The organism is Burkholderia cepacia, from assembly GCF_029962485.1.
Classification (GTDB): Bacteria; Pseudomonadota; Gammaproteobacteria; order Burkholderiales; family Burkholderiaceae; genus Burkholderia.
In genome coordinates, this window is the sequence record NZ_CP073637.1 from 1,157,621 (window position 1) to 1,170,942 (window position 13,322).

Sequence of the window (13,322 nt, forward strand, 5' to 3'; positions counted from 1 at the left end):
CCGCTTTTTTGTGCCTGAAATTCGTCGCATTCCATGACCGTAAAGCTCACTATCGATTGCATGGGAGGCGACCACGGCCCGTCCGTGACCGTTCCCGCAGCAGTCAAGTTCGTCCGCGCGCATCCCGATGCGCACCTGATGCTCGTCGGCATCGAAAGCGCAATCCGCGCTCAGCTGAAGAAGCTGAAAGCCCTCGACGATCCCGCGCTGACCATCGTTCCCGCCACCGAAGTCGTGGCGATGGACGACCCTGTCGAAGTGGCGCTGCGCAAGAAGAAGGATTCTTCGATGCGTGTCGCGCTCAACCACGTCAAGGAAGGCGCGGCGCAGGCCTGTATCTCCGCCGGCAATACCGGCGCGCTGATGGCCGTTTCCCGTTACGTACTCAAGACGCTGCCCGGCATCGAGCGGCCCGCGATCGCGTTCGCGCTGCCGAACCCGACCGGCTACACGATGATGCTGGACCTCGGCGCGAACGTCGACTGCGAACCGCAGCACCTGCTGCAGTTCGCGGAGATGGGGCACGCCCTCGTGGCCGCGCTCGAAGGCAAGGAGCGCCCGACGATCGGCCTGCTGAACATCGGCGAAGAGGTCATCAAGGGCAACGAGACGATCAAGCGCGCAGGTGAACTGCTGCGTGCCAGCACGCTCAATTTCCGCGGCAACGTGGAAGGCAACGACATCTACAAGGGCACCGTCGACGTGATCGTGTGCGACGGCTTCGTCGGCAACGTCGCGCTGAAGACGTCGGAAGGGCTCGCGCAGATGCTGTCCGACATCATCCGCGAGGAGTTCGGCCGTTCGCTGATGTCGAAGCTGATGGCGCTGCTCGCGCTGCCGGTGCTGATGCGTTTCAAGAAGCGCGTCGACCACCGCCAGTACAACGGCGCGGCGCTGCTGGGGCTGAAGAGCCTCGTGATCAAGAGCCATGGTTCGGCCGACGCCTACGCGTTTGAGTGGGCAATCAAACGCGGGTATGATGCCGTCAAAAACGGCGTGCTGGAGCGCCTCACGCGTGCGATGGCGGATAATTCGGTGTCGCTCGGCGATGGCGAACACAACGCGGGCGGCGCGGGCCATGCAAGCCCCGCCGCAGGCCATCACGCCGAACCTTCCGCTGCGCAATCCTCTAAAGCATAAATGGCCCAATCGACTCTCTATTCCCGCGTGCTCGGCACGGGCAGCTATCTGCCGCCTGACCGCGTCACGAACCAGCAGTTGACCGATCGCCTTGCGAAGGAAGGCATCGAGACGAGCGATGAGTGGATCGTTGCGCGCACGGGCATCCATGCGCGCCATTTCGCCGCACCGGACGTCACGACGAGCGATCTCGCGCTCGAGGCGTCGCGTCGCGCGATCGAAGCGGCCGGCATCGATCCGCAGTCGATCGACCTGATCATCGTCGCGACTTCGACCCCCGATTTCGTGTTCCCGAGCACCGCGTGCCTGCTGCAGAACAAGCTCGGCATCAAGAACGGCGGCGCGGCATTCGACGTGCAGGCCGTGTGTTCGGGCTTCGCGTACGCGATGGCGACGGCCGACAGCTTCATCCGCAGCGGCCAGCACCGTACGGCGCTCGTGGTCGGCGCGGAGACGTTCTCGCGCATTCTCGACTTCAAGGACCGCACGACCTGCGTGCTGTTCGGCGACGGCGCGGGCGCGGTGATCCTGTCCGCGTCGGAAGAGCCGGGCATCCTCGGCAGCGCGCTGCACGCGGACGGCAGCTATTCGCACATCCTCTGCACGCCGGGCAACGTCAATCGCGGCGTGATCGAGGGCAGCGCATTCCTGTACATGGACGGGCAGGCCGTGTTCAAGCTCGCCGTCAACGTGCTCGAAAAGGTCGCGATCGAGGCGCTCGCGAAGGCGAATCTCGCGCCCGAGCAGATCGACTGGCTGATTCCGCACCAGGCCAACATCCGCATCATGACCAGCACTTGCCGCAAGCTCGGCCTGCCGCAGGAGCGCATGGTCGTGACGGTCGACCAGCACGGCAACACGTCGGCTGCGTCGATCCCGCTGGCGCTCGACACCGCGGTGCGCGACGGTCGCATCCAGCGTGGCCAGCACGTGTTGATTGAAGGCGTCGGCGGCGGCTTCACCTGGGGCGCGTCGGTCTTCCGCTTCTGATCCGCGGCGCGCGATTGCTGCGCGCGGATCCCATCGGCGCGCCGTTCGTGCGCGCCGTCCGAATCGATTCAATTGGGGACGATATGAAATTTGCATTCGTTTTTCCGGGGCAGGGCTCGCAGGCGATCGGCATGCTCAACGCATTCGCCGATCTGGCCGTCGTGCGCGAGACGCTTCAGGAAGCGTCCGATGCACTCAATCAGGATCTCGGCAAGCTGATCGCCGAAGGCCCGGCCGAAGAGCTGAACCTGACCACCAATACGCAGCCCGTGATGCTGACGGCCGCCTACGCGTGCTACCGCGCGTGGCAGCAGGCAGGCGGCCCGGCACCGTCGATCGTCGCCGGCCACAGCCTCGGTGAATACACGGCACTCGTCGCCGCGGGTGCGCTCGCGTTCAAGGACGCGGTGCCGCTCGTGCGCTTCCGTGCGCAGGCGATGCAAACGGCCGTGCCGGTCGGCCAGGGCGGCATGGCCGCGATCCTGGGCCTCGACGACGACACGGTGCGCGCAGTGTGCGCCGAAGCCGCGGAAGCGGGCGTCGTCGAAGCGGTGAACTTCAATGCGCCCGCGCAGGTCGTGATCGCAGGCAGCAAGGCCGCGGTCGAGAAGGCGTGCGAGATCGCGAAGGCGAAGGGCGCGAAGCGCGCGCTGCCGCTGGCGGTGTCGGCGCCGTTCCATTCGTCGCTGCTCAAGCCGGCGTCGGACCAACTGCGCGACTACCTCGTGAACGTCGACGTGAAGGCGCCGCAGATTCCGGTCGTCAACAACATCGACGTGGCCGTGATCAGCGATCCGGCCGCGATCAAGGACGCGCTGGTGCGCCAGGCCGCGGGCCCGGTGCGCTGGGTCGAGTGCGTGCAGCACATTGCCGGCACCGGCGTCACGCACGTGATCGAATGTGGTCCGGGCAAGGTGCTCGCCGGCCTGACGAAGCGCATCGACGGCAACCTGACGGGTGCGTCGGTGTTCGATCCGGCGTCGCTCGACGAAGCCCTCAAGCTGGTGACCGCCTGACGCGGCGCCTTTTTTCAAGAAACGGATATTCGATTCATGGAAAAGACTCTGGATAAACAGGTTGCGATCGTGACCGGCGCGTCGCGCGGCATCGGCCGTTCGATCGCGCTCGAACTCGCGCGCCTGGGCGCGACGGTGATCGGCACGGCGACGAGCGAATCGGGCGCCGCCGCGATCACCGCGGCATTCGCGGACGCGGGCGTCACGGGCCGCGGCGCGGTGCTGAACGTCAACGACGCAGCCGCCGCCGAGGCGCTGATCGATGCGACCGTGAAGGAATTTGGCGCACTGAACGTGCTCGTCAACAACGCGGGCATCACGCAGGACCAGCTCGCGATGCGGATGAAGGACGAGGACTGGGACGCGGTGATCGACACCAACCTGAAGTCGGTGTTCCGCCTGTCGCGCGCGGTGCTGCGCCCGATGATGAAGGCGCGCGGCGGCCGTATCATCAACATCACGTCGGTGGTCGGTTCGGCCGGCAACCCGGGTCAGGTCAACTATGCGGCCGCGAAGGCCGGCGTGGCGGGCATGACGCGTGCGCTCGCGCGCGAGATCGGCAGCCGCGGCATCACCGTGAACTGCGTGGCGCCGGGCTTCATCGATACCGACATGACGAAGACGCTGCCGGAAGAACAGCAGGCCGCGCTCAAGACCCAGATTCCGCTCGGCCGCCTCGGCAGCCCGGAAGACATCGCCCATGCCGTCGCGTTCCTCGCATCGCCGCAGGCCGGTTACATCACCGGCACGACGCTGCACGTGAACGGCGGCATGTACATGTCGTAACGGTTTTCGTTTACCATCCGCGCCGTATCCCGATTTTCAGGCGGATCGGCGCTTGATCGACCATCAAGCCAACGCGCGTTTTGGCGTCAGCAAACCTGATAAAATGCGCGCACTTGTAAATCTGAACTTTCCCTCGGAGGGGTAATGGACAACATCGAACAACGTGTCAAGAAGATCGTCGCTGAACAACTGGGCGTCGCGGAAGCCGAGATCAAGAACGAAGCTTCGTTCGTGAACGACCTGGGCGCCGACTCGCTCGACACGGTCGAACTGGTGATGGCTCTGGAAGACGAGTTCGGCATGGAAATCCCGGACGAAGAAGCAGAGAAGATCACGACCGTTCAGCAAGCGATCGACTACGCTCGCGCAAACGTCAAGGCGTAAGCGCCTTTCGCGCTTGTCCGCCACGTCGCCGCGATCTTCGCGATTGACGCGCCATCCTGCCGGCTTCGCGCCGGACGGACTAACAGCCACAGGGCTCGCAGGGCTGGTTCCTGTGGCCACTGTGGCTTTTGTTTTTGTCATCCAATAATGGAAAAGAGGTTACCGTGAGCCGCCGTCGTGTTGTCGTTACAGGCCTGGGGCTGATTTCGCCTGTTGGCAATAGTGTTGCCGACGGCTGGGCCAATCTCGTCGCCGGCAAGTCCGGTATCGCCACCGTCACGAAGTTCGATGCGTCGAACCTCGCCTGCCATTTCGCGGGCGAAGTGAAGGGTTTCAGCGCCGAGGAGTACATCCCGGCGAAGGAAGCCCGGAACATGGATACGTTCATCCATTACGGCATCGCCGCCGGCGTCCAGGCCATCAAGGACAGCGGGCTGGAAGTGACCGAAGCCAACGCCGAACGCATCGGCGTGCTGGTCGGTTCCGGCATCGGCGGCCTGCCGATGATCGAAGATACGCACCAGACCTACGTCGATCGCGGCCCGCGCCGGATTTCGCCGTTCTTCGTGCCGGGTTCGATCATCAACATGATCTCGGGCCACCTGAGCATCATGTTCGGCCTGAAGGGCCCGAACCTCGCGGCCGTGACGGCCTGCACGACCGGCCTGCACAGCATTGGCCTCGCCGCGCGCCTGATCCAGGCCGGCGACGCCGACGTGATGGTCGCGGGCGGTGCCGAATCGACGGTGTCGCCGCTCGGTATCGGCGGGTTCGCGGCAGCGCGTGCGCTGTCGACCCGCAACGACGATCCGGCGAGCGCATCGCGTCCGTGGGACAAGGACCGCGACGGCTTCGTGCTGGGCGAGGGCGCCGGCGTGATGGTGCTCGAGGAGTACGAGGCGGCGAAGGCGCGCGGCGCGAAGATCTATGCGGAAGTCTCGGGCTTCGGCATGACGGGCGACGCGTACCACATGACCGCCCCGAACATGGACGGCCCGCGCCGCTGCATGGTCGCGGCACTGCGCGACGCCGGCGTGAACGCGGACGAGGTCCAGTACCTGAACGCGCACGGCACGTCGACGCCGTTGGGCGACAAGAACGAGTCCGACGCGGTGAAGGCGGCCTTCGGCGAGCATGCGTACAAGCTCGTCGTGAACTCGACGAAGTCGATGACGGGCCACCTGCTGGGCGGCGCGGGCGGCCTCGAATCGGTGTTCACGGTGCTGGCGCTGCACAACAACGTGTCGCCGCCGACCATCAACATCTTCAACCAGGACCCCGAGTGCGATCTCGATTACTGCGCGAACACCGCGCGTGACATGAAGATCGACGTTGCCGTGAAGAACAACTTCGGCTTCGGCGGGACCAACGGCACGCTGGTGTTCAAGCGCGTCTGACGCTGAATCGCTTGACGAGTCCATTCGATGCGCCGGCCGGGCGTCCGCAGCGCTTTGCGTTGCGGGCCTCGGCCGTGTCGTATGTCGTGCTGGCCGTGTTCGTCGCGGCGGCTGCCGCGTCGGCGTACCTGTTCTGGGCGCCGCGCGCGGGCGCTGCCGCCGGTGCATGCGTGTCGGCCGCGACGGCCGCCTTGCTGGCCGTGTGTGCCGCGCGGGCCTGCGCCCGCCGGTTGCCGGCCGAGCTGCGGATCGACGCATTCGGGGAAATTGCGGCGTTTGGTCGCACCGGGAGGCTGCTGGCCCGCGGCCGCGTGACGGGCCATGCGCACTGGAGCAGCCTGCTGCTGGTGCTGTCGGTCGGGCAGGGCGCCCGGCGGGCCCGGCCGCTGCTGATTCCGGCCGATGCGCTCGACGCGGCATCGTTCAGCGCGCTTTCCGTGCTGGCGAGCACGGCGGGTGCGGCGGGGCGGGCATGACGACGGCGCGGTTACGTACCGTAACCAGCGTCCGGCGCGGGAACGTTACAATGACGCTCCGCGTTGCATCCCTAGTTAATGGATTTGTCAGGTGAGTGAAAAAGAAATCGATCAGGCTCTGGTCGAACGCGTACAGAAGGGCGACAAGGCGGCGTTCGAACTCCTGGTCTCCAAATACCACCGCAAGATCATTCGGCTGATCTCGCGCCTCGTGCGGGATCCCGCCGAGGTCGAGGATGTGGCCCAGGACGCGTTCATCAAGGCGTATCGTGCGCTGCCGCAATTTCGCGGCGAATCGGCGTTCTATACGTGGTTGTACCGAATTGCCGTCAACACGGCGAAGAACTACCTTGCGACGCAAGGCCGCCGGGCGCCGACCTCGACCGAGGCCGATGCGGAAGAAGCGGAAACTTTCTCCGACGCAGACCAACTAAGGGATATCAACACGCCTGAGTCGATGTTGATGAGCAAGCAGATTGCCGAAACGGTCAACGCTGCAATGGCTCTGCTGCCCGAAGAACTGCGCCAGGCAATCACGCTGCGCGAGATCGAGGGCCTGAGCTACGAAGAGATCGCGGAAATGATGGGCTGTCCGATCGGGACGGTCCGGTCGCGGATCTTCCGTGCGCGCGAAGCAATCGCTGCCAAATTGCGTCCGCTGCTCGATACGCCCGAAGGCAAGCGCTGGTAAGCGCCAGGGGCGGAACGACGCGGGTCGGGGTCTAGTTACGGATAGAGTCGTGAAGTCACGACGGGGTGTGCAAGATGGGGAGCATCATGGGGTCGGTCAATACGCAATCGCAAGCGTGCTCGCGCGGCGAGCGCCTTTCCGCGCTGGTCGATGGCGAAATGTTCGATGGCCCGGACCACGGGCAGTTTCTGGGTGAGCTCGACCGCGCGGATCGCGCTGTGTGGGCCCAATACCACCTGATCGGCGATGCGCTGCGCTCGGACGAGCTCGCGCTGTCGCCCGCGCTGAGCGTTGCGTTCACCGCGCGCATGTCAGCTGCGCTCGAGAGCGAGCCGCACCTGCTCGCGCCGGCGGCCGCGCCGGTCGCGCGCAAGCTGCTGTCGCTGCGCCGGCGAGTCGTGCCCGCGTTCGCGGTTGCGGCCGCGGCGGCCACGCTGACGTGGATCGTCGTCCCGCAGATGCAGACGGCCGGTGCCCCGGGCGCCGTCCAGGTCGCGTCGGCCGGTGCGCAGCAAGGCGGTAATATGCAGCGCGTGACGGTTGCACAGGCATCGGCCCAGCCGGGCCTGCAGGACGTCAACATCATTCGCGACGCGAGCCTCGACCAATATCTTGAAGCGCACCAGCAATTCGCGCAGCAGCCCGTCGTCACGGGTTCGATGCCGCTGATTCGCGCAGCCGTGACCACCACGCCAGGCCAATAAACCCGATGCGGACATTGCAGTTGAATCACGCCATCTCCGGATGGAAGCGGCTGCCGGCTCTCCTGCTTTGCGCAGCCGCCCTGTTGTCCGTTCAATCCCTTCCTGCCAGCGCCCAGCAACCGGACGATCCCGTCGCGACCCGCAAGGGCGCCGCGGACTGGCTCGACCGCGTCCAGCAGGCGGCGCAGCAGCAGAGCTACGAAGGCACGTTCGTCTATCAGCGCGGCGGGTATGTCCAGTCGTCGCGCATTGCGCACGTCGCGTCCCGCGACGGCGAGTTCGAGCGGATCGAGACGCTCGACGGCAAGCCCCGCAAGCTGCTGCGACATAACGACGAGCTGTACACGTTCGTTCCCGAGCGCAAGCTGTGCGTGGTCGAGCGCCGTCAGACGCGCGACTCGTTCCCCGCGCTGCTCGGCGCGAGCGGCGAGCACGTGATGTCCGTCTACGACGCGAAGTCGCTCGGCAAGGACCGCGTGGCCGGGATCGACGCGCAGGTCGTCGAGCTCGTGCCGAAGGATGCATACCGCTTCACGTACAAGCTGTGGGCCGACGCGCGCACGGGGCTGCTGCTGCGTTCGCAGACGCTCGATGCGAACGATCACGTGCTCGAACAGATTGCGTTCTCCCAGTTGCAGACGGGCGGCGCGAGCGGCGACAAGGCCGCGATCGCGGCGGGCATGCGCAACCTGAGTGGCTGGACGGTCGTGCGCCCGCCGGTCGCGACGGTCGACATGGAAGCGCAGGGCTGGCAGCTCGCACCGAGCGTCGCCGGCTTCCAGAAGATTCGTGAAGTGCGCCGGCCGATGGCCGCGCGCGACGCGGGTGAGCCGCCGATTCCGGTCGATCAGGCCGTCTTCACCGACGGTCTCGCGACGATCTCGGTGTTCATCGAGCCGGCCGAGAAGAATACGCGCAAGGAAGGCGCGGGCAGCACCGGTGCAACGAACGTTCTCGTGAAGCGCCGCGGCGACTACTGGATCACCGTGCTCGGCGAAGTGCCGCCGGCTACGTTGCAGCAGTTCGCGTCTGCCATAGAATACAAGGCTTCCAAGTAACGCTACGGCTTCCGACATGATGAAACTCACGCTGCGCAAATGGCTCGCGGCGGCGGCGCTGTCTGCCTGCCTGCCGCTCGTGCCGCATACCGCGTTCGCGGTGACGGCTCCCGCGGCCAGCCTGCCCGACTTCGCCGATCTCGTCGAAAAGGTCGGGCCGGCCGTCGTGAACATCCGGACCACCGCCAACGTGCCGACGAACAGCGGCCCGCGCGGGATGCTCCCGCCGGGCTTCGACAACGGCGACATGTCGGAATTCTTCCGGCGCTTCTTCGGCATTCCACTGCCGCAGGCGCCCGGTAACGGTAACGGCGGCGGCAACGGCAGCAACCCGAAGAACGCGCCGGCGCCGGACAATCCGCCCGACACCGAGCAGAACCGTGGCGTGGGTTCGGGCTTCATCGTGTCGGCCGACGGTTACGTGATGACCAATGCGCACGTCGTCGACGATGCGGACACCATCTACGTGACGCTGACCGACAAGCGTGAATTCAAGGCGAAGCTGATTGGCGTCGACGATCGCACGGACGTCGCGGTCGTGAAGATCCAGGCGTCGAACCTGCCGGTCGTCGCGATCGGCGATTCGAACAAGGTGCGCGTCGGCGAGTGGGTCGTCGCGATCGGTTCGCCGTTCGGCCTCGACAACACGGTCACGGCCGGCATCGTCAGCTCGAAGAGCCGCAACACGGGCGACTACCTGCCGTTCATCCAGACCGACGTCGCCGTGAACCCCGGCAACTCGGGCGGCCCGCTGATCAACATGCAGGGCGAGGTGATCGGCATCAACTCGCAGATCTACAGCCGGACCGGCGGCTTCATGGGCATCTCGTTCGCGATTCCGATCGACGAGGCGATGCGCGTGGCCGACCAGCTGAAGGCGACCGGCAAGGTCACGCGTGGCCGGATCGCGGTCGCGATCGGCGAGGTGACGAAGGACGTGGCCGACTCGATCGGGCTGCCGAAGGCCGAAGGCGCGCTCGTCAGCAGCGTCGAGCCGGGTGGCCCGGCCGACAAGGCGGGCATCCAGCCGGGCGACATTATCCTGAAGTTCAACGGCCGTTCGGTCGATACGGCGTCGGATCTGCCGCGCATGGTCGGCGACACGAAGCCCGGCGCGAAGGCGACGGTCAGCGTGTGGCGCAAGGGTCAGGCACGCGATCTGCCGATCACGATCGCGGAGACGCCGGCCGAGTCGACGGCGAAGGCCGAGCAGCGCAAGAACGCGCCGCAGAAGCCGCGCCAGACCAATTCGCTCGGCCTGACGGTCAGCGACCTGACGGCCGACCAGATGAAGACGCTGAAGCTGAAGAACGGCGTGCAGATTGACGGCGTCGACGGTCCGGCCGCCCGTGCGGGCCTGCAGCGCGGCGACATCGTGCTGCGTGTCGGCGACACCGACATCACGAACGCGAAGCAGTTCGCCGACGTGACGGCGCAGCTCGATCCGCAGAAGGCGGTCGCGGTGCTCGTGCGGCGTGGCGACAACACGCAGTTCGTGCCCGTGCGGCCACGCCAGAAGTAACGCACCGATGTTCACGCTCTACGGCCGCGGCTGGTGTCACCTGTGCGACGACATGCGCGACGCACTGGCGCCGGTGGCGGCCGAATTCGGCGTCGCGGTCGATTACGTCGACATCGATACCGATGCGGCGCTGGTTGCCCGTTACGACGAGGACGTGCCCGTGCTGCTGCTGGACGGCGCGGAAGTGTGCCGCCACCGGTTCGACGACACGCGGGTGCGCGACGCGCTGGCGGCCCGGTGCTGAGCCCGGCCTGCAGCCGGCTGGCGTCGCTTCGTGCGGGGCTCGGCCCGGTGGGCGCCTCCGGCGGGCCGCCGTCCGAAATCCCGCCCGTCGTAAGCCTTTTCGGCTAAAATAGGCTGTTTTTTCACCGACTTACACAAGGCGTGCTCCGCAGTCGTCGAGCGCGCCTTTTTCGCTTGATCGGCACTGAATGGATCATATTCGCAATTTCTCGATCATCGCGCACATCGACCATGGCAAGTCGACGCTCGCGGATCGCATCATCCAGGTATGCGGCGGTCTCGCCGACCGTGAAATGGAAGCGCAGGTGCTCGACTCGATGGATATCGAGCGCGAGCGCGGCATCACGATCAAGGCGCAGACGGCGGCATTGTCTTATCGCGCGCGCGACGGCAAGGTCTACAACCTGAACCTGATCGACACGCCGGGGCACGTCGACTTCTCGTACGAGGTCAGCCGTTCGCTGTCTGCGTGCGAAGGCGCGCTGCTGGTCGTCGATGCCAGCCAGGGCGTCGAGGCGCAGACGGTCGCGAACTGCTACACGGCGATCGAGCTCGGCGTCGAAGTCGTGCCCGTGCTGAACAAGATCGACCTGCCGGCCGCGAACCCCGAGAACGCGATCGAGGAGATCGAGGACGTAATCGGCATCGACGCGACCGACGCGACGCGTTGTAGCGCGAAGACGGGGCTCGGCGTCGAAGACGTGCTCGAGTCGCTGATCGCGAAGGTGCCGCCGCCGAAGGGCGACCCCGACGCGCCGCTGCAGGCGCTCATCATTGATTCGTGGTTCGACAACTACGTCGGCGTCGTGATGCTGGTGCGCATCGTCAACGGCACGCTGCGTCCGAAGGACAAGATCAAGATGATGGCGACCGGCGCGCAGTATCCGGTCGAGCACGTCGGTGTGTTCACGCCGAAGTCGCGCAATCTCGATTCGCTGTCGGCGGGGCAGGTGGGCTTCATCATCGCCGGCATCAAGGAACTGACGGCCGCGAAGGTCGGCGATACCGTCACGCACGCGACCAAGGCCGCTGCTGAAGCGCTGCCGGGCTTCAAGGAAGTGAAGCCGCAGGTGTTCGCCGGGCTGTACCCGGTGGAAGCGAACCAGTACGACGCGCTGCGCGAGTCGCTCGAGAAGCTGAAGCTGAACGACGCGTCGCTGCAATACGAGCCGGAAGTGTCGCAGGCGCTCGGCTTCGGGTTCCGGTGCGGCTTCCTGGGTCTCCTGCATATGGAGATCGTGCAGGAGCGCCTCGAACGCGAATTCGACATGGACCTCATTACGACCGCACCGACGGTTGTCTACGAGGTCGTGATGAACGGTGGCTCGATCGTCAAGGTCGAGAATCCGGCGAAGATGCCAGAGCCGCCGAAGATCGAGGAGATCCGCGAGCCGATCGTCACGGTGAACCTGTACATGCCGCAGGACTACGTCGGCTCGGTGATCACGTTGTGCGAGCAGAAGCGCGGCTCGCAGATCAACATGCAGTATCACGGCCGCCAGGTGCAGCTGACCTACGAAATCCCGATGGCCGAGATCGTGCTCGATTTCTTCGATCGACTGAAGTCGGTGTCGCGCGGCTATGCGTCGATGGATTACGAGTTCAAGGAATACCGGTCGGCCGATGTTGTGAAGGTCGACATGCTGATCAACGGCGACAAGGTCGACGCGCTGTCGGTGATCGTCCACCGGTCGCAATCGCAGTATCGCGGCCGCGAAGTGGCGGCGAAGATGCGCGAAATCATTCCGCGCCAGATGTACGACGTGGCGATTCAGGCGACGATCGGTGCGCATATCATTGCCCGCGAGAACATCAAGGCGCTGCGCAAGAACGTGCTGGCGAAGTGTTATGGCGGCGACATCACGCGTAAGAAGAAGCTGCTCGAAAAGCAGAAGGCCGGCAAGAAACGCATGAAGCAGGTGGGTTCGGTCGAGATCCCGCAGGAAGCGTTCCTTGCGATCTTGCGCGTCGAAGACAAATAACAGGACTGTTCCTTTTATGAATTTTGCGCTGATTCTTTTTGTGCTCGTCGTCGTGACGGGCGTAGCGTGGGTGCTGGACAAGCTGGTGTTCCTGCCGCGGCGACGCAAAGCGGCCGACTCGGCGATCGAGGAGTTCGATCGCCAGCAGTCGCGTATCGACAAGCGTTTCGCGGACGAAAACGCTGTGCAGACGCGTTCGAAGCTGCGTGACGAGAAGCTGCGCCAGCCGTGGTGGCTCGAGTACACCGCAAGCTTCTTCCCGGTGATCCTGGCCGTGTTCGTCGTACGTTCGTTCGTCGTCGAGCCGTTCAAGATTCCGTCGGGCTCGATGGTGCCGACGCTGCTCGTCGGCGACTTCATCCTCGTCAACAAGTTCGAATACGGGCTGCGCCTGCCGGTCACGAACACGAAGATCACGCAGGGCAGCCCGCTGTCGCGCGGCGACGTCGTCGTGTTCCGTTATCCGAAGGACGAGTCGGTCGACTACATCAAGCGTGTGATCGGCCTGCCGGGCGATACGGTTGCGTATCAGGACAAGCAGCTCACGATCAACGGCCAGCCGGTGCCTGAAACGCCGCTGCCCGATTTCTTCGACGACGAGCGTCAGAACTACGCGAAGCAGTTCGAAGAAACGATCGGCAACAAGAAGAACGCGATCCTCAACAACCCGGCCGTGCCGCCGTTCGTGATGGGCGCTTACGACTATCCGTATCGCGACAACTGCACGTACAACAGCCGCGGTGTGATCTGCAAGGTGCCGCCCGGTCACTACTTCATGATGGGCGACAACCGCGACAACAGTGCGGACAGCCGCTACTGGGGTTTCGTGCCGGACCAGAACATCGTCGGCCGCGCGTTCTTCATCTGGATGAACTTCAGCGACCTGAAGCGCATCGGTTCCTTCAACTGATCGCAGTCGACTCGCACGCAATA

The 13,322-nt window shown here is 65.1% G+C and carries 14 protein-coding genes; all 14 read left to right on the plus strand.

Annotated features, from left to right (window positions below):
- The first annotated feature begins 33 nt into the window (after positions 1-33).
- The 14 genes from plsX to lepB all read left to right on the plus strand — a co-directional run bounded on the left by plsX (position 34) and on the right by lepB (position 13,299).
- The gene (plsX, locus tag KEC55_RS05425; RefSeq protein ID WP_042975164.1) at positions 34-1,140 is read left to right on the plus strand and encodes a phosphate acyltransferase PlsX; all 1,107 of its coding nucleotides are present in this window, start codon (positions 34-36) and stop codon (positions 1,138-1,140) included.
- On the plus strand, positions 1,141-2,130 hold the full coding sequence (locus KEC55_RS05430) for a beta-ketoacyl-ACP synthase III (protein WP_175918899.1): 990 nt from the start codon (positions 1,141-1,143) through the stop codon (positions 2,128-2,130).
- Between the two features lie 83 nt (positions 2,131-2,213).
- Entirely contained in the window at positions 2,214-3,146 is a 933-nt protein-coding gene (gene fabD, locus KEC55_RS05435) for an ACP S-malonyltransferase (protein ID WP_282507057.1), read from the plus strand.
- A gap of 36 nt (positions 3,147-3,182) precedes the next feature.
- The gene (gene fabG, locus KEC55_RS05440) at positions 3,183-3,932 is read left to right on the plus strand and encodes a 3-oxoacyl-ACP reductase FabG (RefSeq protein ID WP_282507058.1); all 750 of its coding nucleotides are present in this window, start codon (positions 3,183-3,185) and stop codon (positions 3,930-3,932) included.
- Positions 3,933-4,076: 144 nt separating this feature from the next.
- Positions 4,077-4,316 (plus strand): acyl carrier protein, encoded by a 240-nt coding sequence (gene acpP, locus KEC55_RS05445; protein WP_004197638.1) that lies wholly within the window; start codon positions 4,077-4,079, stop codon positions 4,314-4,316.
- Positions 4,317-4,480: 164 nt separating this feature from the next.
- Positions 4,481-5,713 (plus strand): beta-ketoacyl-ACP synthase II, encoded by a 1,233-nt coding sequence (fabF, locus tag KEC55_RS05450; protein WP_282507059.1) that lies wholly within the window; start codon positions 4,481-4,483, stop codon positions 5,711-5,713.
- An 11-nt stretch (positions 5,714-5,724) separates the two neighbouring features.
- Entirely contained in the window at positions 5,725-6,189 is a 465-nt protein-coding gene (locus KEC55_RS05455; RefSeq protein ID WP_282507060.1) for a hypothetical protein, read from the plus strand.
- A gap of 91 nt (positions 6,190-6,280) precedes the next feature.
- Positions 6,281-6,880 carry an RNA polymerase sigma factor RpoE gene (gene rpoE / locus KEC55_RS05460; protein ID WP_006490873.1) on the plus strand — a complete coding sequence of 200 codons (600 nt, stop codon included), beginning with the start codon at positions 6,281-6,283 and terminating at the stop codon, positions 6,878-6,880.
- 86 nt (positions 6,881-6,966) lie between these two features.
- Entirely contained in the window at positions 6,967-7,584 is a 618-nt protein-coding gene (locus KEC55_RS05465) for a sigma-E factor negative regulatory protein (RefSeq protein ID WP_282507061.1), read from the plus strand.
- Positions 7,585-7,589: 5 nt separating this feature from the next.
- Positions 7,590-8,642, plus strand: a complete 1,053-nt coding sequence (locus tag KEC55_RS05470) for a MucB/RseB C-terminal domain-containing protein (RefSeq protein ID WP_059527587.1) — start codon at positions 7,590-7,592, stop codon at positions 8,640-8,642.
- 16 nt (positions 8,643-8,658) lie between these two features.
- A complete protein-coding gene (locus tag KEC55_RS05475) occupies positions 8,659-10,164 on the plus strand; it encodes a DegQ family serine endoprotease (protein ID WP_282507062.1) in 1,506 nt (501 codons plus the stop codon).
- Positions 10,165-10,171: 7 nt separating this feature from the next.
- A complete protein-coding gene (locus KEC55_RS05480) occupies positions 10,172-10,408 on the plus strand; it encodes a glutaredoxin family protein (protein WP_282507063.1) in 237 nt (78 codons plus the stop codon).
- A 187-nt stretch (positions 10,409-10,595) separates the two neighbouring features.
- The gene (lepA, locus tag KEC55_RS05485; RefSeq protein ID WP_282507064.1) at positions 10,596-12,389 is read left to right on the plus strand and encodes a translation elongation factor 4; all 1,794 of its coding nucleotides are present in this window, start codon (positions 10,596-10,598) and stop codon (positions 12,387-12,389) included.
- 16 nt (positions 12,390-12,405) lie between these two features.
- Positions 12,406-13,299 (plus strand): signal peptidase I, encoded by an 894-nt coding sequence (lepB, locus tag KEC55_RS05490; protein WP_011544943.1) that lies wholly within the window; start codon positions 12,406-12,408, stop codon positions 13,297-13,299.
- Positions 13,300-13,322 lie beyond the last annotated feature (23 nt).

Coding starts and splice junctions, on each gene's coding strand:
- plsX (WP_042975164.1), top strand. CDS start 34: ATGACCGTAAAGCTCACTATCGATTGCATGGGAGGCGACCACGGCCCG.
- KEC55_RS05430 (WP_175918899.1), top strand. CDS start 1,141: ATGGCCCAATCGACTCTCTATTCCCGCGTGCTCGGCACGGGCAGCTAT.
- fabD (WP_282507057.1), top strand. CDS start 2,214: ATGAAATTTGCATTCGTTTTTCCGGGGCAGGGCTCGCAGGCGATCGGC.
- fabG (WP_282507058.1), top strand. CDS start 3,183: ATGGAAAAGACTCTGGATAAACAGGTTGCGATCGTGACCGGCGCGTCG.
- acpP (WP_004197638.1), top strand. CDS start 4,077: ATGGACAACATCGAACAACGTGTCAAGAAGATCGTCGCTGAACAACTG.
- KEC55_RS05465 (WP_282507061.1), top strand. CDS start 6,967: ATGGGGTCGGTCAATACGCAATCGCAAGCGTGCTCGCGCGGCGAGCGC.
- KEC55_RS05470 (WP_059527587.1), top strand. CDS start 7,590: ATGCGGACATTGCAGTTGAATCACGCCATCTCCGGATGGAAGCGGCTG.
- KEC55_RS05475 (WP_282507062.1), top strand. CDS start 8,659: ATGATGAAACTCACGCTGCGCAAATGGCTCGCGGCGGCGGCGCTGTCT.
- KEC55_RS05480 (WP_282507063.1), top strand. CDS start 10,172: ATGTTCACGCTCTACGGCCGCGGCTGGTGTCACCTGTGCGACGACATG.
- lepA (WP_282507064.1), top strand. CDS start 10,596: ATGGATCATATTCGCAATTTCTCGATCATCGCGCACATCGACCATGGC.
- lepB (WP_011544943.1), top strand. CDS start 12,406: ATGAATTTTGCGCTGATTCTTTTTGTGCTCGTCGTCGTGACGGGCGTA.